We start from the raw sequence: 25004 nt of genomic DNA on the forward strand, positions 1-25004 counted from the left end.
ATCACACCCGGGTCGAGAAAAATCATTGGGATGGGGCAAGGGCTCACAGTGTCTCCAGTTAATTTTTTGTTATCAAATTGGAGCTAGAGTAAAGAATCAAAAATTCTTTTTCAAACAAATGTTTGGACATTTTTTCGGCGAACAGCCGTATTCCGAAGGCGCAGGGGGTGATAGTCCCCAAGGGGAAATGGCAATTGGCGCCGCAACTGGTTAATAATGCCTTTCTCTACCCATTAACAGGGCGACAACGCGGCTATGTCTATTTTCAAAGGTCTGGGGTGGCTCTTTCGCAGCCTCTGGCGCCTGCTCAACTTTACCCGATTGATGCTGGTCAACCTGCTGTTTCTGCTCATCGTGCTGGTCATCGTCGTCAGCATCAACCAGAACGAGGCCCCCAGTACGCCCATCGAGGGTGCCCTCACCCTCAATCTCGCTGGCGTGCTGGTGGAACAGCGCACCCAGGCCGACCCCACGGTGCAACTGCTCAAACAGATCGACAAGAGCGACGATCAGCCCAGCGAGATCGTCCTGTCCGATCTGCTGTGGGCCATCAGGAGCGCCGGGGATGACGATCGCATCAAGGCACTGGTGATCAAGCCCCAGGGCTTGCAGGGGGCCAGCCTCTCCAAGCTGCAGGAAGTGGCGAGCGCCATCGACGACTTCAAGGAGAGCGGCAAACCCGTCATCGCCATGGCCGACTACTACGGCCAGGGTGCCTACCTGCTCGCCGCCCACGCCGATCACGTGCTGCTCAACCAGAGTGGTGCCGTGCTGATCGAAGGGCTCGGCGTCTACCAGACCTACTTCAAGTCGGCGCTGGAGAAGCTCAACGTCACCCCCCATGTGTTCAAGGTCGGCACTTACAAATCCTTCGTCGAGCCCTACACCCGGGACGAGATGTCCCCCGAGAGCAAGGAGGCGAACCAGCGCTGGCTGGATCAGCTATGGCAATCCTATGTGACCGACGTGGCCGAGCAGCGGGAGATCGAGCCCGATGCCGTCGCGCCGAACAAGGACCGCTTCCTCGAACTGCTGCGCAAGGCCGGTGGCAATGCCGCCAACTACGCCCTCGACAACGGTCTGGTGGACCAGCTCGCCACCCGTGACGAGATGACCCAGGCGGTGATCAAGGAAGTGGGCGAGGCCGAGGATCACGGCTGGAAAGGGGTGGGTCTGAAAGAGTATCTGGCCGCCATTCCGGAGCAATATCCCCAGAGCGGCAAGGATGAGGTGGGTCTGATCCTCGCCAGCGGTGCCATCATGGACGGGGTTCAGCCCGCCGGCACCATAGGCGGCGACAGCCTCTCCGATCTGCTGGCCGAGGCCCGCCGCGACGACCAGGTGAAGGCCGTGGTACTGCGGGTCGACAGCCCGGGGGGCAGCGCCTTCGCCGCCGAGCAGATCCGCGCCGAGCTGCTGGCCCTGAAGCAGGCGGGCAAGCCTGTGGTCATCTCCATGGGCAGCTACGCCGCCTCTGGGGGCTACTGGATCTCCGCCGACGCGGACAAGATCTTCGCCTCCCCCACCACCCTTACGGGCTCCATCGGGGTGTTCGGCATGTTCGCCACCATCGAGAAGGCACTCTCCCAGTATGGGGTGCACACCGACGGCGTCGGCACCACGGACTTCGTGGGGGTCGGCCTGACCCGGGCCCTGCCGGAACACGTAGGCGAGGCCATCCAGCTCAGTGTGGAAGACACCTACCAGCGCTTCGTCGGCCTGGTGGGCAAGGGCCGTGGCCTGAGCCCGGAAGAGGCGGAGAAAGCCGCCGAAGGCCGGGTCTGGACCGGGCAGGATGCCAAGGAGCTGGGGCTGGTGGACGAGTTCGGCAATCTGGACGACGCCCTCAAGGCGGCCGCCGAGCTGGCCGACCTCAAGAGCTGGCAGGTCACCCCCATAGCACCGGAAGAGTCTGCCCGGGACAAGTTCCTGCGCGAGCTGTTCGACAGCAGTGCCCGCATTCTGGCCCCGCACCTGCAGAGCTGGCTGCCCGCCGGGCTCGGCAAGTCGCTGCTGGAGATGAACCGCACGCTAGATCCCCTCACCCGCTTCAACGATCCGCAAGGCACCTATGCCTTCTGCCCGGTCTGTGTCCAGTGACGTGACTCTCCATAAAAAAACCGCCCTCGGGCGGTTTTTTTATGGGCGAAGAGAAGAAAGCCTCAGGCCAGCAGGCCGGATTCATGCCAGCGGTGCAGCTCGGCCAGCACCCGGGTCTCCCGCACCGTCCACTGGGGGCAGGGGCCGGCCAGCTGGGTCTTGTTGGTCTGCAGCGCCTCATCCAGCGCAAACCAGCCCGGCGAGAAGCCGAGGCGGATCTCGTAAGGCTGGGGGCGCGGCTCGCTCCACCCCTCCCCCACCTGGCAGAGGTAGTAGGAGGAGCGAATGCAGTAGGCGTCGTAGTCCGGCTCCCGGGCGGCGCGGTACTCCCGCGTCTGCCCGAGCAGGGGCCCCACCGCCAGCAGCTCGGCGCCACACTCCTCCAGCAGCTCCCGGGCCAGGGCGGTGCCATGGCACTCCCCCGCCTCGACACCACCACCGGGGAACATGAGATCGCCGTTGACGCGGGAATGCACCAGCAGGAGCCGGTCACCGCGCAGCACCACGGCTCTCACCGTGCTGCGCTCCAGCACCCGACCCTCGCAGTGGATCTGGCCGTGCACGAGACGAATGTCGAAGGGGTCGGCCCATTCGGGGGTCGCAGACAGGGACGGGATCATGGGGTGCGGTAGGTCCCTTGTTTGAGCGCGTCGACGATGACGGCAGCCTGCTCGTCCAGCCGTTCCTGCTCTGCCTTGCCGATGGCGTGGTAGATGCCGAGCCGCACGGAGGAGACCTCTTGCTGCTCCTGGAAGGATTCGCTCACCTTGCCCCACAGGTAGGCCTGCTCAAACCCCTTCTGCCCCATGTAGAGGGTACTGAGGGCCGTGAGGATGCGGCTGTTCACCTGCTCCCCTTCCCGGTAGAGGGAGAGGGCGTGGTGCATCAGGGCGATGGCTTTTTGTGGATCGTGCTTGGCGTAGATGCCACCGAGCGCCAGCTGCAGCTCGGGCTCCTCGAGGGCCGGGGTGCCTTCCAGCGCCATGAAGCTGGCGCGGGCCTGGGGATTGGTGTTGTTGGTCCAGTGCCACAGCAGCAGGTAGGGATCCCGGGAGCCACGGGTCTGGGCATCCAGCTGCTCCAGCTGGCTGCCGGCCGCCAGCATGCCCTCCACCCTGGGGCTCTTCTGCTCGCGAGCCCGCTTGTACTCGATGTTGGTGGAGTGTTCGGCACAGTGCAGGTAGCGCTCCAGGCCGCGCATCAACTCGTACTTGCGCCTGTCCGTCTCCTCCGTCTGCAGGTAGTAGCGGGCGCGGATGACGTCGCTGCGCTCATAACGACACCAGCCGTCGTCCACCAGATCGGCGCACAACGCCGGATTCTGGCTGCAGATGTTGTGGATCCTGTCGTCTTCGCAGGCCGTCAGCGTCAGGCAGCAGGCGAGAGAGAGCAGTAACGGACGCTGTGGGAATAGGGTCATGGTTCACGTCTGGTTGGTAACAATCGCAACCCGCCCTGGCCACCGCCAACTAGCAAACAGGCTACATATCCATTACAATGCGCGCGCCGTATAAGGCCGCGACTGCAGAATAATATAACGAAACCATCAGCCCTACACTGATCTGCATTCGACGAATTTTCAATTTGCCCAGGCAATTTGCTTCAACAACGTGAAATAAAGGATCTGGTTAATGACCCACGAGCACTACTTGCAGGCGTGGCAGGAGAGCCAGGAGCTCGCCGAAGCCATGCAACCCCTGATTGGTCGCCTCTACCGGCAGCAGGGCATCGAGATCACCATCTTTGGACGCCCCCTGCAAAACGCCTCCACCATCGACATCCTCAAGGCCCACCGGGTCGTTCGCCGCCACCAGGGAGCCCCCCTCCCCATCCAGCAAAGCTTCCCCCTGCTGCAAGCCATCGTCGCCCTGAACCCGACCGCCGCCGAGATCGATCTGGGCAAGCTGGCCGTGGGCTACTGGCAGGATCATCAGGATGAGGCGGGCATCGACGACTACCTGCGCGCCAAGCTGGCACCGGCCCTGGGCCGTGACGTGCCGGCGGCGACCGACGTGGTGCTCTACGGCTTTGGCCGCATCGGCCGCCTGCTGGCCCGCCTGCTCATCGAGCGCACCGGCGCCGCCAACTCCCTGCGCCTGCGCGCCATCGTCGTGCGCGGCGGTCGTGACGGGGATCTGGAGAAGCGCGCCAGCCTGCTGCGCCGCGACTCCGTCCACGGCCCCTTCAACGGCTCCATCGAGGTGGATGTGGAGCGCAGCGCCATCATCGCCAACGGCACCTTCATCCAGGTGATCTACGCCAACAGCCCGGCCGACATCGACTACACCGCCTATGGCATCGATAACGCGCTGATCGTCGACAACACCGGCGTCTGGCGTGACGAGGCGGGTCTGTCCGAGCACCTCAAGGCGCGCGGCGCCGCCCGGGTACTGCTGACCGCCCCCGGCAAGGGGGAGATGAAGAACGTGGTGTTCGGGGTCAACCACGAGGTGATAGGCCCGGATGACAAGATAGTCTCCGCCGCCTCCTGCACCACCAACGCCATCACCCCCGTGCTCAAGGTGATGCAGGACAAGTACGGCATCCGCCACGGCCACGTGGAGACGGTCCACTCCTACACCAACGATCAGAACCTGATCGACAACTATCACAAGGGCGAGCGCCGCGGTCGCAGCGCAGCCCTCAACATGGTGATGACCAGCACCGGCGCCGCCAAGGCGGTGGCCAAGGCGCTGCCCGAGCTCAAGGGCAAGCTGACCGGCAACGCAATCCGGGTGCCGACCCCCAACGTCTCTCTGGCCATCATCAACCTGTCCCTGGAGCAGGCCACCGATCGGGAGAGCCTCAACACCTATCTGCAACAGATGGCGCTGAGCTCCGCCCTGCATCGCCAGATCGACTTCAGTGCCAGCACCGAGCTGGTCTCCTCCGACATGGTGGGTTCCCGCTTCGCGGGCATAGTGGACTCCCAGGCCACCATCGCCGAGGGGGATCACTGCGTGCTCTACGTGTGGTATGACAACGAGTTCGGATACAGTTGTCAGGTAGTACGGGTGATGGAGCAGATGGCCGGCGTAGTCCGCCAAGATCTGCCCGCCTGATCCCGGGTTCATGGCTCAATTTTCAAGGAGAGGCCGGATGTCGTCCCAACAAGTGACGTTTCAACAAGCGATAGCACAGATGCCCGAAGAGGTGTACGAGCGGCTCAAGACCGCGGTCGAACTGGGCAAGTGGCCGGACGGCAAGCCCCTCACCGAGGAGCAGAAGGCCACCTCCCTGCAGGCCGTCATGGCCTGGCAGGCGATGCACCTTGAGAATCCGGAGCACATGAACATAGGCCGCGACGGCGAGATCGTGATGAAGAGCAAGAGCGAGCTCAAGCGCCAGTATCGCGATGAGGAAGAGATAGTGCGGGTCGACCTCAGCCACTGAGGCAGGCCACACGTCACCTGTCGCGGTAACGAAACGAAAGAGGGGAGCCATCATGGCTCCCCTCTTTTTTATCTCTGCAGAGTGATGCCCCTCATCCCCGGCCCGTCTCCCGCAAGGGGAGAAGGGAGCAGGCTCGCAGCTGCGAACAGTAAGCGGGCCATCTGCCGGCAATCTTCATGGCAAGCCTCGCGGCCAACAGCACCTCGATCTATCCCCTCTCCCCTGGGGAGAGGGTTAGGGTGAGGGCCGCAACGCTCAGGGGGTCAGCTCCCCCCGCAGGGACTGCTGCATCAACTCGCGGATGCGCGGCGCCGGCAGGTCCTGGCTCAGCAGGAAGTGCAGCTTGGTGAGCGCCGCCTCGGCCGTCATGTCGAAGCCCGAGATAACCCCGGCACGGGAGAGGGCGTTGCCGGTGGCATAGCCCCCCATGTTGACCTTGCCGTGCAGGCACTGGCTCAGGTTGACGATGATGACGCCGCGGGCGGATGCCTCGGAGAGCAGCGCCAGCATGGCCGGGTTCTGCGGTGCATTGCCCACCCCGAAGGAGAGCAGGATCAACGCACGCACCGGCTGCTGCAGGATGTTCGCAATCACCTCTGCCGAGATGCCCGGATAGAGGGTCACCACACCGATGGGCTGGGGGGTGATGTCGTGCAGCACCAGCGGTCTATCGCACGGCACACCCAGCTCACCCGCCTCCAGGGAGATGGCGATGCCGGCATTGAGCAGCGGCGGGTAGTTCGGCGAGTCGAAGGCGTGGAAGCCGTCCGCGTGCACCTTCTTGCTGCGGTTGCCGCGATAGAGCTGGTTGTTGAAGAAGAGCGTCACCTCGTGGATCGGGTAGTTGGCCGCAATGTAGAGGGCGTTGAGCAAATTCTGCTGGCCGTCGGAGCGCAGCTCGGCGAGCGGGATCTGGGAGCCGGTGATGATGACCGGCTTGTGCAGATCCTCGAGCATGAAGGAGAGCGCAGAGGCGGTGAACGACATGGTGTCGGTGCCGTGCAGGATCACGAAACCGTCGTACTTCTCGTAGTTGTCACGAATGTCCTCGGCGATGCGCTGCCAGTCCGCCGGCGTCATGTCGGAGGAGTCGATGAGGGGGGCATATTCGTGGATATGGTAATCCGGCATTTCCGGTCGATGGAATTCGGGCATCCGTGCCAGACAGTCTTCCATGAAGCCCGCCATCGGCACATAGCCGTGGTCGGAACGCTGCATCCCTATGGTGCCGCCTGTGTAGGCGATGTAGATGGACTTCTTCACACCCTCTCCTCTCTGTGAACTGGAAACCGGCAAATCGTCTGGGGCTCAACCGGTACGCGCCCTCGTCTCACCGTCATGGGTGGCACGAGGCGCATATCGGGCCGCAACCGACCTCTTCACTTCCTGCTTCCCCCCGCGGGCTGGAAACGGGCGAATTATAAAGAGTGTCGCCCCAAATGACAGCCACGGCTGCGTTGCAGCGTCCCCCAGCCCCGCCCATTCGCCAGAGTTAAACACCGTGTTAATGATATGTTTTAAGCATTAATATGATGAACATGGATATAAACGATGCTTTCTGCTACTATCCGCCGGATTTTTCAAGAATCTCTTCTGAACGCCCGACGATGACGGGTTCGTACCGATCCCATTTTTGCGTGGGACGGGGCCCAGGCCCCCTCTGTAACCGGCACCCTCGCCGCTCTGTTTCATCCCGGCTGGATCCGTGGGTCTTTCTTGCCAAAGACACAGCCGTTCAACATGGGAGTACCGAATGCTACAACTTGATTCCTACACCACCCTGGTCGCCGCCACCCTGGTGCTGCTGCTCGGCCGTCTGCTGGTCAACCGGATCGGACCGCTGCGTACCTTCAACATTCCCAAGCCCGTGGCGGGTGGTCTGGTGGTCGCCCTGGTCCTGCTGTTGCTGCGCTCCACTCTGCAACTGGAGCTGCAGTTTGACACCAGCCTGCAGACCCCGCTGATGCTCGCCTTCTTTGCCTCCATCGGCCTCTCCGCCGATCTCGCCAGCCTCAAGCGCGGCGGCAAGGCGGTGATCACCTTCCTGATGGTGGTCACCGGCCTGCTGCTGATGCAAAACAGCCTGGGGGTCGGTCTGGCCACCCTGCTGGGGCTGGATCCCCACATGGGCCTGCTGGCCGGCTCCATCACCCTCTCCGGGGGGCATGGCACCGGGGCGGCATGGGGGTCCATCTTCAGCGCCAAGTACGGGGTGCAATCCGCCGCCGAGCTCGCCATCGCCTGCGCCACCTTCGGCCTGGTGCTGGGGGGGGTGATCGGCGGCCCCGTGGCCCGTCACCTGGTGAAGAAGGTGCAGGTGCCCGGCGAGGAGCACAACCGGGACGGCGCCCCCCAGGGCTTCGAGATGCCGGACATGGAGCGGCCGCTGACCACCTTCAGCGTGATCGAGACCCTGGCGCTCATCGCCATCAGCCTGAAGGGGGGCGAGATGCTCGCCGCCTACCTCAGGGGCGGCGCCTTCGAGCTGCCCGTCTTCGTCTGCGTGCTGTTCGTCGGTGTGCTGCTGCGCAACACCCTGACTCTGCTCAACTGGCATGAGGTGAGCGATCGCGAGGTCTCCCTGCTCGGCAACGTCAGTCTGTCGCTCTTCCTGGCCATGGCCCTGATGAGCCTCAAGCTGTGGGATCTGGCGAGCCTGGCCCTCCCCATCTTCGTGCTGCTGGCGGCCCAGACCGTGGCCATGGCGCTCTACGCCGTCTTCGTCACCTTCCGGGTCATGGGCAAGAACTATGACGCGGCCGTGCTGGCGGCGGGCCACTGCGGCTTCGGTCTGGGGGCCACCCCCACGGCGATTGCCAACATGCAGGCCATCACCCAGCGCTTTGGCCCCTCCCACATGGCGTTTCTGGTGGTGCCCATGGTGGGTGCCTTCTTCATCGACATCATCAACGCTGTGGTGATCAAGCTGTTCCTGGCGCTGCCCTTCCTGTAATTCCTTTTTCTGTCAGACGCATATGAACAGAGCCCACCTCAGGTGGACTCTGTCGTTTGCACAGGCCGGCAATCCCGCTCCGCCGTCATCGCTTGCCCCGCCCGCACACAGGCAAGGGAACATACAAAGAAAAAGCCCCGCACTCGCCAGAGTGCAGGGCTTTTCTCATGACGACCGTGATCGCCGCGCATCAACCCTTAGAGGATAAAGGTCGACACCTGCTGGTTCAGGTTGGTGGCACGTCCCTTGAGGTTGTGCGCCTGATCCAGGTCGCGCATGGCGGAGGCGGTGATCTCGTCGCTCACGTCCTTGATGGCGGTGGTGTTCTGGGTGATCTCACCGGTCACCTGGGTCTGCTCCTCGGCGGCGGTGGCGATCTGTCCCGCCATGTCGGAGATGAGGCTGACGGCCTGGGTGATCTCTTCGAGTGCGGCGGCGGCGGCATCGGCGTCCTTCACGCTGTTGTCGGCCAGCCCCTGGCTGGTCTGCATCAGGCTCACCGCACGGGCCGTGGTCTGCTGCAGGGTCTCGATGGTGGACTGGATCTCCTGGGTGGAGTCCTGGGTACGGCGCGACAGCACCCGCACCTCGTCCGCCACCACGGCGAAGCCGCGACCCTGTTCACCGGCACGGGCCGCTTCGATGGCCGCGTTCAGCGCCAGCAGGTTGGTCTGCTCGGCGATGCCCTGGATGGTGGAGAGGATGCCTGAGATGGCCTGGGCATGGCGGCTCAGCTCGCCGATGACCCCGGTCGCCTGGCCCACTTCCTCGGCCAGATTGTTGATGGAGTGGCGAGTCTGGTTCACCAGGATCTTGCCCTGTTCACTGCTCTGGGCGGATTGCTGGGCGGCGGCGGCGGTGTTCTCGGCGTTGCCGGCGATCTCCATGGTGGCGCTCGCCATCTCGGTGACCGCAGTGGCGACCATGGTCACCTCCTGTTGCTGGCGCTGCAGCTCTTCCACTGCGGCCTGGTTGGTCACCAAACTGCGCTCGGCGTCGGCGTTCAGCTCGTTGGCAAGCTGGCGGATGTTGGCAATGAGCTGATGCTGGCTGCCCACGAAGCGGTTGAAGCTGCCCGCCAGCTGGCCCACTTCATCGTTGGCGTCGATCTTGATGCGCTGGGTCAGGTCGCCGTTACCATCGGCGATGCGAGCCAGGGCCTGGGAAACCTTGCCGAGCGGGCCAAGCAGCAGGCTGACCAGCCAAGAGATGGCGAGGATGCTGCCCACCAGCACCAGCAGGGCCAGGCCGAGCTGGCTCATCAGCAGGGAGGAGAGCGGTGCCTCCAGGGTGCTCTTGTCCAGCACCAGTACCAGCTCCCAGTCGGTGTCCGGGATATCCACCGCCCACAGCAGCTTGTCACGGCCCTCGTTGTCGAAGTAGGCCGGCACCAGGCTGTTGCTGCTCTTGCTCTGCTCGATCAGGGCGTTGGTCAGGTCGTTGTCGATCTCGCTGGCCGGCTTCATCGCCTTGGCCGCGTCCTTGTAGGCGATGACGGTGCCGTCCTTGTGCATCAGGATGGCGAAGCCGTCCGCCGGCAGTTTCATCTTGGTGACGTCTTCCACTAGGGAGGCGATGGAGAGGTCGCCGCCGACCACGCCGCCCTGGGCCGGTTGGGCCAGGGTCACCACCAGGATGTTGTAGGCCACGTCCAGGTAGGGCTTGGTGACGATCATGCCACCCTTGGCCATGGCTTCCTGATACCAGCCACGGGAACGGGGATCGTAGCCGTCACGATTGATGGTGGGGTCGGAGTCGTTCATCTTGCCGCTGCCCTCACCGAAGTAGGTGAGCTGGAAGCGACCGGAAACCTGGGCCTGTTGCAGGGCGTTGAGGGGTTCGGTGCCGGCCTTGTTGCCGAGGGCCTGGATGACGTCGCGACGGGCGGCGAGCCAGTCGCTCACGCTGGCGGCCTGCTGGCTGCCAAGGCGTTGCACCTGTTCCTGACTGCCTTGCAGCAGCAGGGACTTCTGACTGGTATAGCTCTGCCAGGAGAGCAGCAGGATCACCAGCGACAGGGCGATCACCACAGACAACAGTATCTTCTGCTTGAGTGATAGGTTTTTCATCGTGTTTTCTTCTTGTGGAGTCAGGAACAGGATTACCGGGAGTGCATGGCACTATCATGTTGATAGCGGCCAGCCAGCGCAAAACTGAAGCGAAGAATGGCATCGCCGACGACATTTTGCCCATGAATGGCAAAAATGGCTTCGGAAATCGGTGAAGGAAGACATGCGGGTACAGCCAACCCTGTTTATTCCTTCCGCAATTGGCTAGAATATCCCGTTTTTAAATCACATCGACCCCGAGAGTTTTCACGATGTTTGAAGTCAATCCTGTATTAAACAAGCTTAAGGAGCTGTCTGAGAGGACCGAGCTGCTTAGGGGGTACCTTTGACTATGACGCCAAGAAAGAGCGTCTGGAAGAGGTAAACGCCGAGCTGGAACAGCCGGATGTCTGGAATGAACCCGAGCGCGCACAGGCGCTGGGCAAGGAGCGCGTCTCCCTAGAGAACGTGGTCAGCACCATAGATACCCTGACCCAGGGCGTCGATGACGTCGAGATGCTGGTCAGCCTGGCCGTCGAAGGGGAAGACGAAGAGACCTTCAACGAAGCCGTGGTCGAAGCCGACGAGCTCGAAGCCAAGCTGGTGGATCTCGAGTTCCGCCGCATGTTCTCCGGCCAGCACGACGGCTCCGACTGCTACATCGACATCCAGTCCGGCTCCGGCGGTACCGAGGCCCAGGACTGGGCCAACATGGTGCTGCGCATGTACCTGCGCTGGGGCGATGCCCACGGCTACAAGCCCGAGCTCATCGAGTGCTCCGAGGGCGACGTGGCCGGCATCAAGTCCGCCACCATCAAGTTCACCGGCGAATACGCCTTCGGCTGGCTGCGCACCGAGACCGGCGTGCACCGCCTGGTCCGCAAGTCACCGTTCGATTCCGGTGGCCGTCGCCACACCTCGTTCTGCTCCGTGTTCGTCTACCCCGAGATCGATGACGACATCGAGATCGAGATCAACCCGGCCGATCTGCGTATCGACGTCTACCGCGCCTCCGGTGCCGGTGGTCAGCACGTCAACCGGACCGAGTCCGCGGTGCGTATCACCCACATCCCGACCGGGGTGGTGGTGCAGTGCCAGAACGACCGTTCCCAGCACAAGAACAAAGATCAGTGTATGAAGCAGCTGAAGGCCAAGCTCTACGAGCTGGAAATTCAGAAGCAGAACGCCGAGAAGCAAGCCCTCGAAGAGACCAAGTCCGACATCGGCTGGGGCAGCCAGATCCGTTCCTACGTACTGGATGATTCCCGTATCAAGGATCTGCGTACCGGCGTCGAGACCCGCAACACCCAGTCGGTACTCGACGGCGACTTGGACAAGTTTATCGAAGCCAGCCTGAAATCAGGTCTGTAAACAGAGCAGCAGGAATCACCATGTCTGAACAAAGCACTACTCCGGAAATCGACCAGACACTCGAGCTGAACAACGAGATGCTTGAGCGTCGTTCCAAGCTGGCCGCGCTGCGCGCCCAGGGCAACCCCTTCCCCAACGACTTCCGTCGTGACAGCCTGTCCGGCGATCTGCACGCCGAGTTCGGCGACAAGAGCAACGACGAGCTGGTCGCCCTGGGTAAACAGGTGAAGATTGCCGGTCGCATCATGACCCGCCGGATCATGGGCAAGGCTTCCTTTGCGACCCTGCAGGACATGGCTGGCAAGATCCAGATCTACGTGACCCGTGACGACCTGCCGGAAGGCTTCTACAACGAACAGTTCAAGAAGTGGGATCTCGGTGACATCGTCGGTGTCGAGGGTACCCTGTTCCGCACCAACGCCGGTGAACTCTCCGTGCACGTGTCCACCATCCGCCTGCTGACCAAGGCGCTGCGTCCGCTGCCCGAGAAGCACAAGGGCCTGACCGACCAGGAAGCCCGCTGCCGCCAGCGCTACCTGGACCTGATCGCCAACGAAGAGTCCCGCAAGACCTTCGTGACCCGCACCAAGGTCGTGGCCGGTATCCGCAAGTTCCTGAACGACAAGCGCTTCATGGAAGTGGAAACCCCCATGATGCAGGTCATCCCGGGTGGCGCCTCTGCCCGTCCCTTCATCACCCACCACAATGCGCTGGACATCGACATGTACCTGCGTATCGCGCCTGAGCTCTATCTGAAGCGTCTGGTGGTCGGTGGTTTCGAGCGTGTCTACGAGATCAACCGCAACTTCCGCAACGAAGGCATCTCCGTTCGCCATAACCCCGAGTTCACCATGCTCGAGTTCTATATGGCCTACGCCGACTACATCGATCTGATGGATCTCACCGAAGAGATGCTGCGCACCCTGGCACAGGACATCCTGGGCGACACCAGGATCCGTTACGCCAAAGAGGGCGAAGAGGGCCTGACCATCGACTTCGGTCAGCCGTTCCAGCGCCTCTCCATGGTGGACTCCATCCTGAAGTACAACCCGGATGTGACCCGTGACGATCTGGCCACCCTGGAGAAGGCCACCGCCGTCGCCAAGGGCCTGAAGATCGAGCTGATGAAGAGCTGGGAGCTGGGCCACGTGATCACCGCGATCTTCGAAGAGACCGTGGAGCACATGCTGCTGCAACCGACCTTCATCACCGAGTACCCGGCCGCCGTCTCTCCGCTGGCCCGTCGCAACGACCAGAACCCGGACGTGACCGACCGCTTCGAATTCTTCATCGGCGGCCGCGAGCTGGCCAACGGCTTCTCCGAGCTGAACGATGCGGAAGATCAGGCCGAGCGCTTCCAGGCCCAGGTTGACCAGAAGGCCGCCGGTGACGACGAAGCCATGTTCTACGACGCCGACTTCGTGACCGCGCTGGAACACGGCCTGCCGCCGACCGCCGGTCAGGGCATCGGTATCGACCGTCTGGTGATGCTGTTCACCAACAGCCACACCATCCGCGACGTCATCCTGTTCCCGGCTCTGCGTCCGCAGAAATAAGTGTGACCCCCGCCGGGATCCCTCCCGAGCGCGATCACAATGGAAACGCCCCGCAACTGCGGGGCGTTTTTTTATGGCGTGCACAACCGGTGGCGAACGTTCAATACACCGCCATCTTGCCGCTTATGAGGCTGGCAGCAGCCACTCCCCCTGCCACAGGGTCAGCGCCTGGCCCGCCATCAGCACCCGCTCTTCCTACAATTCCAGCCTGAGATCCCCGCCCCGGGTCGAGATCTGACGGGCCCGCAGCTGCGACTTGCCGAGGCGCTCGGCCCAGAACGGCACCAGGGCGCAGTGGTTGGAGCCGGTCACCGGATCCTCCTCCACCCCGACCCAGGGGGCAAAATAGCGGGAGACGAAGTCGTCCTCCCCCCGGCTCGACGGCGCCGTCACCATGATCCCCCGCCCCGGCAGGGCGCGCAGGGCGTGGAAGTCGGGGGTGAGCGCTCGCACCTCTTCCTCGCTACCGAGCTCAAGCAGGAACTTGGCGCCAGCGGCCAGAGTCTGCAACGGCCGGCAGCCGAGGGCGGCCCCATAGGCGGGATCCAGCTCAAGGGGCACAAGAGCAATACGCGGGAAGTCGAGCCAGATCCAGGCCCCTTCGCGCCTGGCCACCAGCTCGCCGCTGCGGGTCGCGAAGCGGATGGGCTGATCTTCGGCCACCTCCCCTGTCTGCCACAGCACGTGGGCCGCCGCCAGGGTGCCGTGACCGCACAAGTCCACCTCCACTTGAGGGGTAAACCAGCGCAGCCGGTAATGCCCCTCGCCGAGAGGGCTGAGGAAGGCGCTCTCCGACAGGTTGAACTCCGCAGCCATGGCCTGCAGCTCGGCGTCACTGCGCTCGGGTCCCTGGACCACGATGGCGGGGTTGCCCCCGAAGGGGTGCCGGCTGAAGGCGTTGACATGGAACAGACGGGACATCGGCAGATCCTCCGGGACAAAAAAGGGACTCAATAATGCCGCTTTTATACCACAGGGAGACGGGTATTGAGGCGAAATCCAACTTTATAAATTCACAAATCGCATAAAGAAGATATTTTTATTCTTTGTTGTTATTCATTGCACCCCTTACTCTGACCAAAAATCAGACCATGGAAGACATGTGTGATGCCATTGACAGCCCCCATTCCCAACCTCAGCCCGCTCTCTGACGAACAGCAGCGCCAGCTTAACCAGGTCCTCGCGACCCTCAACACCCAGCAACTCGCCTGGGTGAGCGGTTATCTCTACGGCCTCTCCCAGGCCGGCGTCCAGCCCGTTGCGGCCGGCAGCACCGAGGCCGCGGCCCCCGGCGGCAGCCTCACCATCCTCTACGGATCCCAGACCGGCAACGCCAAGGGCGTGGCCAGCGCCATCAAGGCACAGGCCGAGGCCAGCGGCCTGCCGGTGACCCTGATCTCCATGGCGGACTACAAGCCCAAGCAGCTCAAGAAAGAGACCCACCTGCTGGTGGTCGTGAGCACTTACGGAGAGGGTGAGCCGCCGGAGAGCGCAGTCGATCTGTTCGAGCAGCTCAAGAAGGGCAAGATTGGCAAGCTGGACGGCCTCAAGTTCGCCGTACTGGGCTTGGGTGACAGTTCCTACGAATTCTTCTGCCAGACCGGCAAGGATTTCGACGACTTCCTGTCCAAGGCCGGGGCCGAGCGCATTTATGAGCTCGCGAGCCTGGACGTGGACTACCAGGACGCCGCCAAGGCCTGGGGTGAGCAGGCGGTCAAGGCCGTTGCCGCGACCCTCTCCGTGGGCAGTGCCGGTGCCAGCGTGGCAGGGGCCGTGCAGGCGGCCGTCGGCCACAGCCAGTATCACAAGGAGAACCCCTTCCCGGCACGGCTCTCCGTCAACCAGAAGATCACCGGCCGCGACTCCACCAAGGACATCCGCCATATCGAGATCAACCTGGAAGAGTCCGGCATCACCTATCAACCCGGGGATGCCCTCGGTATCTGGTTCGACAATGACGCCGATCTCGTGGGCGAGGTGCTGGCCCTGACCGGTCTGAGCGGTGACGAGGCCACCCCCCATGGCAGCCTGCGCGAGGCGCTGACCCGCCACTTCGAGCTGACCCGGCTGCACGGCGGCCTGATCACGGGCCTCGCCGAGATCGCGGACAACGCGGCCCTCAAGGATCTGGCCGGCGACAAGGCCCAGGTCAATGCCCTGGTCGCCTCTGCCCAGGTGGTGGATGTGCTCAAGCGCTTCCCTGCCTTCCTGAGTGCCGATCAACTGATCGCCCTGCTGCGCCCGCTGACCCCGCGCCTCTACTCCATCGCCTCCGCCCAGAGCGAGGTGGAAGAGGAGGTGCATCTGACCGTCGGCGTGGTGCGCTACCCTCAGGAAGACGGCACAGTGCGCAGTGGCGGCGCCTCCTCCTATCTGGCGGACCGCCTGGCCGAGGATGCCGAGGTGCGGGTGTTCGTGGAGCACAACGACAACTTCCGCCTGCCGGCGAACCCGGATACCCCTGTCATCATGGTGGGCCCTGGCACCGGCATCGCCCCCTTCCGCGCCTTTATGCAGGAGCGGGAAGCCCTCGGGGCCTCGGGCAAGAACTGGCTCTTCTTCGGCAACCCTCACTTCACCCAGGATTTCCTCTATCAGGTGGAGTGGCAGCGCTATGTGAAATCCGGCCTGCTGTCGAAGATCTCCCTGGCCTTCAGCCGGGATCAGGCCAACAAGATTTATGTGCAGGATCGCCTGCGCGAGGCGGGGCTCGAGCTCTACCAGTGGCTGGAAGCCGGCGCACACTTCTATGTGTGTGGCGACGCCAACCACATGGCGAAAGATGTGCAGGAAGCCCTGCTGGAAGTGATTGCCGAACATGGCCACAAGAGCCGTGAGGAAGCAGAAGAGTATCTGAGCGAATTGCGTCGTGCCAAACGTTATCAAAGGGATGTCTACTGATGAGCAAACAAGTTATTCCGGGACCGGTCGAAGGACCGCTGGCCGACAACGAGCGCCTCAAGCGCGAGAGCAACTTCCTGCGCGGTACCATAGAGCAGGATCTGCAGGATCCCCTCACCGGTGGCTTCAACGGCGACAACTTCCAGCTGATCCGCTTCCACGGCATGTACCAGCAGGATGACCGCGACATCCGACCGGAGCGTGCCGCCCAGAAGCTGGAGCCCCTGCACAACGTCATGCTGCGTGCCCGTCTGCCGGGCGGCATCATCACCCCGGCCCAGTGGCAGGTGATCGACAAGTTCGCCGAAGAGCACAGCATGTATGGCAGCATTCGCCTGACTACTCGCCAGACCTTCCAGTTCCATGGCGTGCTCAAGCGCGACATCAAGCTGATGCACCAGACCCTGAACAGCACCGGCATCGACTCCATCGCCACTGCGGGGGACGTGAACCGCAACGTGCTGTGCACCAGCAACCCGGTGGAGTCCGAGCTGCACCAGGAGGCCTACGAGTGGGCCAAGAAGATCTCCGAGCACCTGCTGCCCAAGACCCGCGCCTACGTGGAGATCTGGCTGGACGGCGAGAAACTGGGGGAGGACGAGGAGCCTATCCTGGGGTCCAACTACCTGCCGCGCAAATTCAAGACCACTGTCGTGATCCCGCCCCACAACGACGTGGACATCCACGCCAACGATCTCAACTTCGTGGCCATCGCCGAAGGTGGCAAGCTGGTGGGTTTCAACGTGCTGGTGGGCGGGGGTCTGGCCATGACCCACGGTGACACCACCACCTATCCGCGCAAGGCGAGCGACTTCGGCTTCGTGCCCCTCTCCCACGTGCTGGAGGTGGCGGCCGCCGTGGTCAGCACCCAGCGCGACTGGGGCAACCGGGTCAACCGCAAGAACGCCAAGACCAAGTACACCCTGGAGCGGGTCGGCGTCGAGGCCTTCAAGGCCGAGGTGGAGAACCGTGCCGGCATCCAGTTCGGGCCGGTTCGCCCCTACGAATTCACCAGCCGTGGCGATCGCTTCGGTTGGGTCGAGGGGATAGACGGCAAGCACCACCTGACCCTGTTTATCGAGAACGGCCGCCTGCTGGACTTCCCGGGCAAGCCCCTCAAGACCGGCATGCTGGAGATCGCCAAGGTGCATCAGGGGGACTTCCGCCTCACCGCCAACCAGAACCTGATCATCGCGGGCGTCCCGGCCGGCGAGAAGGCCCGCATCGAGGCGCTGGCGCGCCAGTACGGCCTGCTGGATGACGGCGTGAGCGAACAGCGCAAGCAGTCCATGGCCTGCGTGGCCCTGCCCACCTGCCCGCTGGCGATGGCCGAGGCCGAGCGCATGCTGCCGGCGTTTGTCACCGACATCGAAGGCTTGCTGACCAAGCACGGCCTGGCTGATGACGCCATCATCTTCCGCGTCACCGGCTGCCCCAACGGCTGCGGCCGCGCCATGCTGGCGGAAGTGGGGCTGGTGGGCAAGGCGCCGGGTCGCTACAACCTGCACCTGGGTGGCAACCTGGAGGGAACCCGCATCCCGCGCCTGCACCTGGAAAACATCACAGAGCCGCAGATCCTGGCCGAGCTGGATGCCCTGATCGGGCGCTGGGCCACCGAGCGCAACCCGGACGAGTGCTTCGGCGACTTCGTCATCCGCGCCGGGATCATAGCCCCGGTCATCGACTCCGCGAGGGACTTCTATGCAGCCTGAACAGACTGATACAGCCCGGCTGGCGCGCACCGCCGACGGCCGGCTCGACCTCGACGCCCTGCTGGCCCTGGGCCGGGAGGAGCAGGTCGAGGCGCTGGCGCCCCTCAACCGGGCGCTGGATGCCATGAGCGCCCCCGAGCGGGTGCGCTGGGCCCTGGCCAACCTGCCGGGAGAGCATGTGCTGTCGTCGAGCTTCGGCATCCAGGCGGCGCTCATGCTGCACCTGGTGAGCCGCGAGCGGGCCGATGTGCCCGTGGTGCTGACCGATACCGGTTATCTCTTCCCCGAGACCTACCGTTTCATCGACGAGCTGACCGAGCGGCTCGCCCTCAACCTCAAGATCTACCGGGCCGAACTCAGCCCGGCCTGGCAGGAGGCCCGTTTTGGCCTCTTGTGGGAACAGGGCGTGGAGGGGATCACCCGCTACAACCAGCTCAACAAGGTGGAGCCCATGGACCGCGCCCTGAACGAGCTGGGTGCCCAGACCTGGTTCTCTGGCCTGCGCCGTGAGCAGTCAGGCAGCCGGGGCAAGCTGCCGGTGCTGGCCATCCAGCGCGGCCGCTTCAAGTTCCTGCCGGTGATCGACTGGAGCAACAAGGACGTCTTCTACTACTTCAAGGAGTTCGACCTCCCCTACCACCCCTTGTGGGAGCAGGGCTACCTGTCGGTCGGCGACGTGCACACCACCACCAAGTGGGAGCCCGGCATGAGTGAGGAGCAGACCCGCTTCTTCGGCCTCAAACGCGAATGCGGCCTGCACGAAGAAGGTGGCGAGAGCGACGGCTCCGGCATATGACCCCGACCTTCGCCCATAAAAAACGCCCGGCCAGTGCCGGGCGTTGTCGTCTCGGGCAGGCGACTCAGCGCCGTTGCCAGGTCTCGAAACGATAGGGATGGGGGTTCTTCTCGTCAGCGGGATGGGCCTCGCTCTCCACGAGCCGCCACTGCTCGTCGTCGAACGCCGGGAAACGGGTATCCCCCGCCACCGCCAGATCGATCCGGGTCAGATAGAGCCTGTCGGCCCGTGGCAGCAGTTGGCCATAGAGGTGGCCGCCCCCGATCACCATCAGCTCGTCCACCCCTTCCCCCAGCAGTGCCAGCGCTGCCTCGACCGAGTCGATGACCTCCACGCCCTCGGCCTGATAGGCCGGGTTGCGGCTGATCACCAGATTGCGGCGTCCCGGCAGCGGTCGGCCGATGGATTCAAACGTCTTGCGCCCCATCAGCACCGGTTTGCCCAGGGTCACCCGCTTGAAGTGGGCCAGATCCGCCGGCATATGCCAGGGCATCTGGTTGTCCAGGCCGATCACGCGATCGTGCGCCATGGCGGCAATCATGGAAATTTGCATGGTGTCAGCCTCTTGCACCCTTCTCAGACAATGGGCCGGTTACGGTACACGACCAGGGAGGGTATCGCCAGCCCGAAGCTCAGTGCGCCCACGATGAAGATGGCCTTCAACCCGTTCTCCAGCGCACTCTGGATAAGCTCCATGGTCACCCCGGAGATGTTGAGCTCCACCACGGCGATCATCGCCTTGAACGCATAGCTGCCGGGGATCATGGGGATGATGGAGGCCACGCTGAACACCGGGCGGGGCGCCAGCAGGCGCCGGGACCAGTAGACGCAGACAAAACCGACCGTGGTCGCCGCCGCCAGGGTGGCCCACTCGATGGGCATGCCGTGGTGAATGAGCAGGGTACGCAGACTGTGAGCCAGAGCCCCCCCCATGGCACAGTACTTCAGCATCCGTGGCGGCACGTTGAACAGCATGGCAAAGCCCACCGCCGGAATGGCCGACCAGAAGGCATCCTTGGCCAGCAGCCAGAGCAGATCCATCATGCCTCTCCTCCCTGAATGCGGCCGACCGACGTCGCCAGCGTGATATTCGGCGCCTGATACAAACCCGTCATACCTTTCCCCCCCCAGATACCGGTTACCGACATGGCGAGGATGATGCCGGTATGGTTCCGTGCGCTGATGGACAGCCGGTTTGCCCCGATCAACAGGGTCGATACAGCGTCAAAGGTCTTCATACCTTCCACCCCCAGATACCGGTCACCGACATGGCGGGGATGATGCCGGTATGGTTCCGTGCGCTGATGGACAGCCGGTTTGCCCCGATCAACAGGGTCGATACAGCGTCAAAGGTCTTCATACCTTCCACCCCCAGATACCCGTCACCGACATGGCGAGGATGATGCCTATCGCCGCGCTGATGGTGAGCAGGGTCGCCGTGCCCCAGCGGGCCAGCCCCATGTTGAAGTAGCCCTTCACCATGTCGGAGACCGCGTTGATGAGCGGGAAGCCCGGCACCAGCAGCAGCACGCTGGCCGCCATGGCGAGATAGGGCTGGGCCCCCCAGCCAAAGAAGGTGGCGCTGGAGGAGAGCAGAGTGGCGATGAAGCCGGTGGTGGCGAAGTTGATGAGGGGGCTGTGGTGATGGCGGGCCATCAGCTGGCGCACCCGCATCGCCACGGCGGACGAGAAACAGGTCACCAGGAAGATGGGCCAGTCGCCGCCGAACAGCAGGCTGAAGGCGCCACAGGAGAGGCCCACCATGGGCACCACCAGCCAGGGGTGATAGTGGAAAGGCACTATGGCCTCCAGCCGCTGGCGCACTTCCCGTGCGCCGATCAGCGACTTCTCCGCCATGATGCAGAGACGCTGGATCTCGCACACCACCTGCATGTTGATGCCGTGCTCCCGCACCCGCCGGGTGGTGGTGACGCAGCTCCCCCGGTTGAGGCTGGTCAGCACGATGGCGCTGGAGGAGATCGCCATCTCGACGCTCTCCAGCCCCAGCGCCATCCCGAGCCGGACCGTGGTCTGCTCTATGATGCGGCTCTCGGCCCCGAACTGGGCCAGCATCTGGCCCGCCTTGACGATGATCCGGGTGATCTCCGTCTGCTGCTCCCGCGACAGCTCCCTTCCTGGTGTGATGCTGCTCATGATCCCTTTGAGTGTTAGCAAGATGGAATATGCCGAGATATTACCCCAAACGTGATATTTCTCCATCCCTATCTGACCGGTCGTCAGCCCTGCAGGAATTAATGCACCGGATGACGACGATTCGCAGCAAATAGAAAACAAATTCCTCAAATTTCGCAACACGGGGATATAGGTTGAAGTGCGGGGAAATAGGACCGCAGGCCGGGAAGCACCGATTATTTATCTTTGCGGTAGGTCGCAAGGGGGATCACGTTATTTGGCGGCGAACCCTCATACGGGTCCGAAAATGAGTCATCCTGCAGGTGATTGAAATGCTGGCGCATGGCATTGACGGATTCGTGCATCATATTGGCGATGCGGATGCAGCTGTCCATGTTGTTTCTGGCGAGACGACGCTGGCAGTCGATACGAAACTGCAGGCCGCGCAGCCGCCGTTGCTGCTCCGGCCCCACCTGGGCGATCAGGGTCTCTATCTGCTGGTGCAACAGCGCATCGAGCCGCTGCGGCTCCGCCAGGGCCCAATGTCTCAGGGTGTCAAAGTCAGGCAGCTCCATATGCCCTCCAGGCTGGACGCATCGCGCGTATTACAGCAACGACGACGCCGATCCATCACTATTTCACTGTCCATAGGAAGGTTATATAGGATGGTGGGAACTTTGGTTCAGTCGCCTCCGTGCCACAGGAGTCCAGTTCTCCGAAAAATAGCCTGACAGGCCAGGGGGAATGGCATTTATTCCTTATGATTCATGAAATTGTTTTCAATTTGGCTGCGCCAGTTTTTTTATAAAATTTGAATTCTTTTTTCGTCTTTCTTATTCGCTATTCATCGGTGTGACATAAGCAGCTTTTCGTTCGACTCTCTATTTTTGTCATTCCCGCCCCTCCCCGTCCCCGACGATTTAACATATCTCACTGATTATGTTATTTTATTTACCACTTATTGCGGCAACCAAGAGCAGACCATGAGCAAGGCAAGAATCGGTATCGTCACCGTCAGCGATCGCGCCAGCGCGGGCATCTACGAAGATCTGTCCGGCAAGGCCATCATCGACACCCTGAACGCCTATCTGACCTCGGCGTGGGAGCCCGTCTACCAGGTGATCCCCGACGAACGGGATCAGATCGAGGCGACCCTGATCCGGCTGGTCGACGAGGAGCAGTGCTGCCTCGTCGTCACCACAGGTGGCACAGGGCCGGCCAGACGGGACGTGACGCCGGAGGCGACCGAGGCGGTCTGCGATCGCATGATGCCGGGCTTTGGCGAGCTGATGCGGGCCGAGTCCCTCAAATTCGTGCCGACCGCCATACTGTCGCGCCAGACCGCGGGATTGCGCGGCGACTCGCTCATCGTCAACCTGCCGGGCAAGCCCAAGTCCATTCGCGAGTGCCTGGATGCGGTCTTCCCCGCCATCCCTTACTGCATCGACCTGATGGAAGGACCCTACCTCGAGTGCGACGAAGCCGTCATCAAGCCGTTCAGGCCCAAGAAATAAGTCCCCTGTTCCAGGGCATGAACAAGGTGGCCGGGTCTCCCCGGCCGCCGTCATGCTCCCGCCCTATTTGCGGCCGTATACCCTGACACCGGCCCGGCTCCCTTCCGAATTGCCGTACACCTCGATCCGCTTGATGCAGAGCCGGCTGCCGAGGGACTTCCACCCCGACTCCTGATCCTCTTTCAGATCCCTGTCAAAATAGAGGGTCTTGCTGCGATCGCTGCCATAAAACACCTTGACCCGCTCCAGGGTCAGCTCCCGCCCCGCCTTGACCATGATGGACTTGGTGGGACGACAGGCGAGCATGGGAATGATGGCGGGGTGATCGCCGACACCGAGCAGAATGGTCTTGCCCAGCCGGAATTCATCGTCGGCCAGGGCCGGCGAGGCCGGCACCCAGAGCAGCGTGGACAGCAAGCATGCGGCCAGGCCGCGGCGGGAAAAGGATGAAACAGATAAAACGGACATGATGCCTCCCTGAAAAAGGGAGGCATCTTAATTAATCAAAGCTAAACCCAGGCTGTACTGGAACTGAACCCAGCCTGCACCGGGGCTGAACGGGCAGGCCCCGTCAGGACCAGCGCTTGAAGATGAGGGAGGTATTGATGCCGCCGAACGCGAAGTTGTTGGACATCAGGTACTCCACGTCCAGCGCACGGCCGCTGCCCGTCACGTGATCCAGCGGGGCACAGGCGGGATCCGGCTCCCTCAGGTTGATGGTGGGGGCAAACCAGCCCTCCCGCATCATCTCCAGGGCCAGCCAGGCCTCGATGGCGCCGCAGGCCCCCAGGGTATGGCCGAAGTAGCTTTTGAGGGAGGAGATGGGAGTGCGATCGCCGAAGATGGCGGCGGTGGCGTGGCTCTCCGCGATGTCGCCACGCTCGGTGGCGGTGCCGTGGGCACTGATGTAGCCGATGTCGGCGGGCTGAAGCCCGGCCTGGGCCAGCGCCATCTCCATGCAGAGCCTGATGGTCTCCTGCTGGGGCTGGGTCACGTGGGTGGCGTCACAGTTGGTGGCAAAGCCCACCAGCTCGGCGAGGATAGTCGCGCCGCGCGCCTGCGCATGCTCCAGCTCCTCCAGCACCAGGGTACCCGCCCCTTCGCCTATCACCAGGCCGTCCCTGTCCCTGTCGAACGGTCGTGGCGCCAGCTCCGGGTGGTCGTTCATCTGGCTGGTGGCAAACAGGGTGTCAAACACCACGGCCTCAGACGGGCAGAGCTCCTCCGCCCCGCCGGCCACCATCAGGGTCTGGTAGCCGTGCTTGATCGCCTCATAGGCGTAGCCTATCCCCTGGCTGCCGGAGGTGCAGGCGCTGGAGGTGGGAATGACCCGGCCACGCAGGCCGAAGAAGAGCCCGGTGTTGACCGCCGCCGTGTGCGACATCATCTGCACATAGGTGGTGGCCGTGATGCTGGCAGTGCTCTTGTCGTTGAGCATGGTCCCGAAGGCGCGGATGGGATCCGTGCTGCCGATGGACGAGCCGTAGGCAATGCCGGTGCGCCCGTCGGTGAGCACGGGGTTGTCCAGCAGCCCCGCCTGCGCCAGCGCCAGCTCGGTGGCGACGGTGGCAAGCGCCGAAACCCGCCCCATGGCACGGGTCTTCTTGCGCGGGTAGTGGGCCGGCAGCACGAAGTCCGGGATGGGGGCCGCCAGCCGGGTGTTGAGGCCGTCGTAGATGGCCCACTCCGGCATGCTCACCACCGCATTGCGCCCCGCCTGCAATCTGGCCCGCACGCTCGCCCAGTCCTGCCCGAAGGCCGTTACCCCGGCCATGCCGGTCACCACAACCCGTTTCATACCATGCCCCCGTTGATGGAGATGACCTGCCGCGTGACATAGCCTGCGATGTCGGACATCAGGTAGGAGACCAGACCGGCCACCTCGTCCGCCTGCCCCATCCGCTTGAGCGGGATGATCTTCATCGCCTCCGCCTTCACCTCCTCGTCCACCATGCCGGTGTCGATGAGGCCGGGGGCTACGCAGTTGACCGTGATCTTGCGCTTGGCGAGCTCGAGGGCCAGCGCCTTGGTGGCTCCCATGATGCCCGCCTTGGCGGCGCTGTAGTTGACCTGGCCACGATTGCCCATCAGCCCGGACACCGAGGAGATGGTCACGATGCGCCCGCCCCGGCGCAGGCCGATCATCGGCATGATGCAGGGCTTGAGCAGGTTGTAGAAACCGTCCAGGTTGGTGTGCAGCACCCCGTCCCACTCCTCGTCGGTGAGGGCGGGGAAGGCGGCGTCACGGATGATGCCGGCGTTGCAGACCACACCGTAATAGGCGCCGTGCTCGGCCATGTCGGCCTCCAGCCGCGCGCGGCAACCCTCGCGATCCGCGATGTCGAACTGGAGCAGACGCCCCTGTCCCCCGGCCGCCTCCAGGCTGGCCAGGGTGGCCTCGGCGCCGGCCCGATCGCTGTGGTAGTGCACCACGATGACAAAGCCGTCGGCCGCCAGCTTGAGGGCGATGGCGCGGCCTATCCCCTTGCTGGCGCCCGTGACCAATACGCTAGAGCTCATGAAACTT

At 63.2% G+C, this 25004-nt stretch carries 23 protein-coding genes and 1 pseudogene; 10 read left to right on the forward strand and 14 right to left on the reverse strand.

Translation table 11 applies throughout. The features are described from left to right. The first annotated feature begins 255 nt into the window (after positions 1-255). A complete protein-coding gene (gene sppA, locus BN1136_RS13515) occupies positions 256-2100 on the forward strand; it encodes a signal peptide peptidase SppA (protein ID WP_043762302.1) in 1845 nt (614 codons plus the stop codon). Between the two features lie 62 nt (positions 2101-2162). On the opposite strand, the gene BN1136_RS13520 is transcribed toward sppA, so the two are convergent. Further along, on the reverse strand, positions 2163-2720 hold the full coding sequence (locus BN1136_RS13520) for an NUDIX domain-containing protein (protein ID WP_043762305.1): 558 nt from the start codon (positions 2718-2720) through the stop codon (positions 2163-2165). Further along, positions 2717-3520, reverse strand: a complete 804-nt coding sequence (locus tag BN1136_RS13525) for a DUF2989 domain-containing protein (protein WP_043762307.1) — start codon at positions 3518-3520, stop codon at positions 2717-2719. Before BN1136_RS13525 ends, BN1136_RS13520 begins: the two co-directional genes overlap by 4 nt. A gap of 211 nt (positions 3521-3731) precedes the next feature. Between BN1136_RS13525 and BN1136_RS13530 the strand changes: the two genes are divergently transcribed. Continuing rightward, positions 3732-5162 (forward strand): glyceraldehyde-3-phosphate dehydrogenase, encoded by a 1431-nt coding sequence (locus BN1136_RS13530; RefSeq protein ID WP_043762309.1) that lies wholly within the window; start codon positions 3732-3734, stop codon positions 5160-5162. A gap of 37 nt (positions 5163-5199) precedes the next feature. Continuing rightward, positions 5200-5493, forward strand: coding sequence for a YeaC family protein (locus tag BN1136_RS13535; RefSeq protein WP_043762311.1), 294 nt, complete (start codon positions 5200-5202; stop codon positions 5491-5493). Between the two features lie 255 nt (positions 5494-5748). Here BN1136_RS13535 and ansA read toward each other — a convergent pair whose 3' ends face one another. Then, positions 5749-6756 carry an asparaginase gene (gene ansA / locus BN1136_RS13540; protein WP_043762313.1) on the reverse strand — a complete coding sequence of 336 codons (1008 nt, stop codon included), beginning with the start codon at positions 6754-6756 and terminating at the stop codon, positions 5749-5751. A gap of 490 nt (positions 6757-7246) precedes the next feature. On the opposite strand from ansA, the gene gltS reads away from it, so the two are divergent. Beyond that, the gene (gltS, locus tag BN1136_RS13545) at positions 7247-8446 is read left to right on the forward strand and encodes a sodium/glutamate symporter (RefSeq protein ID WP_043808655.1); all 1200 of its coding nucleotides are present in this window, start codon (positions 7247-7249) and stop codon (positions 8444-8446) included. 197 nt (positions 8447-8643) lie between these two features. Here the strand turns inward: gltS and BN1136_RS13550 are convergent, their stop codons facing one another. Beyond that, positions 8644-10515, reverse strand: a complete 1872-nt coding sequence (locus BN1136_RS13550) for a methyl-accepting chemotaxis protein (RefSeq protein WP_043762316.1) — start codon at positions 10513-10515, stop codon at positions 8644-8646. Between the two features lie 251 nt (positions 10516-10766). Here BN1136_RS13550 and prfB point away from each other — a divergent pair. After that, a protein-coding gene (gene prfB / locus BN1136_RS13555) for a peptide chain release factor 2 (RefSeq protein WP_134696129.1) occupies positions 10767-11865 on the forward strand; the annotation gives its coding sequence in 2 pieces (ribosomal slippage) (positions 10767-10841 and positions 10843-11865; 1098 coding nt in all). Positions 11866-11885: 20 nt separating this feature from the next. Continuing rightward, entirely contained in the window at positions 11886-13421 is a 1536-nt protein-coding gene (lysS, locus tag BN1136_RS13560; RefSeq protein WP_043762318.1) for a lysine--tRNA ligase, read from the forward strand. A 123-nt stretch (positions 13422-13544) separates the two neighbouring features. Here lysS and BN1136_RS13565 read toward each other — a convergent pair. Next, positions 13545-14342: pseudogene (locus tag BN1136_RS13565) on the reverse strand (PhzF family phenazine biosynthesis protein). Positions 14343-14528: 186 nt separating this feature from the next. On the opposite strand from BN1136_RS13565, the gene BN1136_RS13570 reads away from it, so the two are divergent. From BN1136_RS13570 to BN1136_RS13580, 3 genes are read left to right on the forward strand one after another with little or no spacing between them, the layout of a single operon-like run. Continuing rightward, complete coding sequence (locus BN1136_RS13570; RefSeq protein WP_043808658.1) at positions 14529-16322, forward strand: assimilatory sulfite reductase (NADPH) flavoprotein subunit; 1794 nt, start codon at positions 14529-14531, stop codon at positions 16320-16322. Further along, positions 16322-18034, forward strand: coding sequence for an assimilatory sulfite reductase (NADPH) hemoprotein subunit (cysI, locus tag BN1136_RS13575; protein ID WP_043762320.1), 1713 nt, complete (start codon positions 16322-16324; stop codon positions 18032-18034). Before BN1136_RS13570 ends, cysI begins: the two co-directional genes overlap by 1 nt. Further along, positions 18024-18830 (forward strand): phosphoadenylyl-sulfate reductase, encoded by an 807-nt coding sequence (locus BN1136_RS13580; protein WP_043762322.1) that lies wholly within the window; start codon positions 18024-18026, stop codon positions 18828-18830. The genes cysI and BN1136_RS13580 overlap by 11 nt, the downstream gene beginning before the upstream one ends. A 64-nt stretch (positions 18831-18894) precedes the next feature. Here BN1136_RS13580 and folA read toward each other — a convergent pair whose 3' ends face one another. From folA to BN1136_RS13605, 6 genes are all read right to left on the reverse strand, one after another. Continuing rightward, a complete protein-coding gene (folA, locus tag BN1136_RS13585) occupies positions 18895-19383 on the reverse strand; it encodes a type 3 dihydrofolate reductase (protein WP_043762324.1) in 489 nt (162 codons plus the stop codon). A 23-nt stretch (positions 19384-19406) separates the two neighbouring features. Then, complete coding sequence (locus BN1136_RS13590) at positions 19407-19874, reverse strand: threonine/serine exporter family protein (protein WP_043762326.1); 468 nt, start codon at positions 19872-19874, stop codon at positions 19407-19409. Continuing rightward, positions 19871-20068, reverse strand: coding sequence for a hypothetical protein (locus BN1136_RS13595; RefSeq protein WP_043808660.1), 198 nt, complete (start codon positions 20066-20068; stop codon positions 19871-19873). Before BN1136_RS13595 ends, BN1136_RS13590 begins: the two co-directional genes overlap by 4 nt. Beyond that, positions 20065-20190, reverse strand: a complete 126-nt coding sequence (locus BN1136_RS20610; protein WP_269429555.1) for a hypothetical protein — start codon at positions 20188-20190, stop codon at positions 20065-20067. The genes BN1136_RS13595 and BN1136_RS20610 overlap by 4 nt, the downstream gene beginning before the upstream one ends. Further along, positions 20187-20984, reverse strand: coding sequence for a threonine/serine exporter family protein (locus BN1136_RS13600; protein ID WP_043808662.1), 798 nt, complete (start codon positions 20982-20984; stop codon positions 20187-20189). Before BN1136_RS13600 ends, BN1136_RS20610 begins: the two co-directional genes overlap by 4 nt. Before the next feature lie 215 nt (positions 20985-21199). Continuing rightward, positions 21200-21538 (reverse strand): DUF3135 domain-containing protein, encoded by a 339-nt coding sequence (locus BN1136_RS13605; RefSeq protein WP_043762332.1) that lies wholly within the window; start codon positions 21536-21538, stop codon positions 21200-21202. Between the two features lie 408 nt (positions 21539-21946). On the opposite strand from BN1136_RS13605, the gene mog reads away from it, so the two are divergent. Next, on the forward strand, positions 21947-22477 hold the full coding sequence (gene mog, locus BN1136_RS13610; protein ID WP_043762333.1) for a molybdopterin adenylyltransferase: 531 nt from the start codon (positions 21947-21949) through the stop codon (positions 22475-22477). Positions 22478-22540: 63 nt separating this feature from the next. Here the strand turns inward: mog and BN1136_RS13615 are convergent, their stop codons facing one another. From BN1136_RS13615 to BN1136_RS13625, 3 genes are all read right to left on the reverse strand, one after another. Then, on the reverse strand, positions 22541-22945 hold the full coding sequence (locus tag BN1136_RS13615; RefSeq protein ID WP_043762334.1) for a DUF2541 family protein: 405 nt from the start codon (positions 22943-22945) through the stop codon (positions 22541-22543). 103 nt (positions 22946-23048) lie between these two features. After that, entirely contained in the window at positions 23049-24275 is a 1227-nt protein-coding gene (locus BN1136_RS13620; protein WP_043762335.1) for a beta-ketoacyl-ACP synthase, read from the reverse strand. Continuing rightward, on the reverse strand, positions 24272-24997 hold the full coding sequence (locus tag BN1136_RS13625; RefSeq protein ID WP_043762336.1) for a 3-ketoacyl-ACP reductase FabG2: 726 nt from the start codon (positions 24995-24997) through the stop codon (positions 24272-24274). The genes BN1136_RS13620 and BN1136_RS13625 overlap by 4 nt, the downstream gene beginning before the upstream one ends. Positions 24998-25004 lie beyond the last annotated feature (7 nt).

The sequence above is a fragment of the Aeromonas taiwanensis genome (genome assembly GCF_000820165.1).
In the GTDB taxonomy this organism is placed as follows: domain Bacteria; phylum Pseudomonadota; class Gammaproteobacteria; order Enterobacterales; family Aeromonadaceae; genus Aeromonas; species Aeromonas taiwanensis.

Excerpts from the sequence above, each read along its gene's own strand:
- sppA (WP_043762302.1), top strand. The coding sequence starts at position 256 with ATGTCTATTTTCAAAGGTCTGGGGTGGCTCTTTCGCAGCCTCTGGCGC.
- BN1136_RS13520 (WP_043762305.1), bottom strand. The coding sequence starts at position 2,720 with ATGATCCCGTCCCTGTCTGCGACCCCCGAATGGGCCGACCCCTTCGAC.
- BN1136_RS13525 (WP_043762307.1), bottom strand. The coding sequence starts at position 3,520 with ATGACCCTATTCCCACAGCGTCCGTTACTGCTCTCTCTCGCCTGCTGC.
- BN1136_RS13530 (WP_043762309.1), top strand. The coding sequence starts at position 3,732 with ATGACCCACGAGCACTACTTGCAGGCGTGGCAGGAGAGCCAGGAGCTC.
- BN1136_RS13535 (WP_043762311.1), top strand. The coding sequence starts at position 5,200 with ATGTCGTCCCAACAAGTGACGTTTCAACAAGCGATAGCACAGATGCCC.
- gltS (WP_043808655.1), top strand. The coding sequence starts at position 7,247 with ATGCTACAACTTGATTCCTACACCACCCTGGTCGCCGCCACCCTGGTG.
- BN1136_RS13550 (WP_043762316.1), bottom strand. The coding sequence starts at position 10,515 with ATGAAAAACCTATCACTCAAGCAGAAGATACTGTTGTCTGTGGTGATC.
- lysS (WP_043762318.1), top strand. The coding sequence starts at position 11,886 with ATGTCTGAACAAAGCACTACTCCGGAAATCGACCAGACACTCGAGCTG.
- BN1136_RS13570 (WP_043808658.1), top strand. The coding sequence starts at position 14,529 with ATGCCATTGACAGCCCCCATTCCCAACCTCAGCCCGCTCTCTGACGAA.
- cysI (WP_043762320.1), top strand. The coding sequence starts at position 16,322 with ATGAGCAAACAAGTTATTCCGGGACCGGTCGAAGGACCGCTGGCCGAC.
- BN1136_RS13580 (WP_043762322.1), top strand. The coding sequence starts at position 18,024 with ATGCAGCCTGAACAGACTGATACAGCCCGGCTGGCGCGCACCGCCGAC.
- folA (WP_043762324.1), bottom strand. The coding sequence starts at position 19,383 with ATGCAAATTTCCATGATTGCCGCCATGGCGCACGATCGCGTGATCGGC.
- BN1136_RS13590 (WP_043762326.1), bottom strand. The coding sequence starts at position 19,874 with ATGATGGATCTGCTCTGGCTGCTGGCCAAGGATGCCTTCTGGTCGGCC.
- BN1136_RS13595 (WP_043808660.1), bottom strand. The coding sequence starts at position 20,068 with ATGAAGACCTTTGACGCTGTATCGACCCTGTTGATCGGGGCAAACCGG.
- BN1136_RS20610 (WP_269429555.1), bottom strand. The coding sequence starts at position 20,190 with ATGAAGACCTTTGACGCTGTATCGACCCTGTTGATCGGGGCAAACCGG.
- BN1136_RS13600 (WP_043808662.1), bottom strand. The coding sequence starts at position 20,984 with ATGAGCAGCATCACACCAGGAAGGGAGCTGTCGCGGGAGCAGCAGACG.
- BN1136_RS13605 (WP_043762332.1), bottom strand. The coding sequence starts at position 21,538 with ATGGAGCTGCCTGACTTTGACACCCTGAGACATTGGGCCCTGGCGGAG.
- mog (WP_043762333.1), top strand. The coding sequence starts at position 21,947 with ATGAGCAAGGCAAGAATCGGTATCGTCACCGTCAGCGATCGCGCCAGC.
- BN1136_RS13615 (WP_043762334.1), bottom strand. The coding sequence starts at position 22,945 with ATGTCCGTTTTATCTGTTTCATCCTTTTCCCGCCGCGGCCTGGCCGCA.
- BN1136_RS13620 (WP_043762335.1), bottom strand. The coding sequence starts at position 24,275 with ATGAAACGGGTTGTGGTGACCGGCATGGCCGGGGTAACGGCCTTCGGG.
- BN1136_RS13625 (WP_043762336.1), bottom strand. The coding sequence starts at position 24,997 with ATGAGCTCTAGCGTATTGGTCACGGGCGCCAGCAAGGGGATAGGCCGC.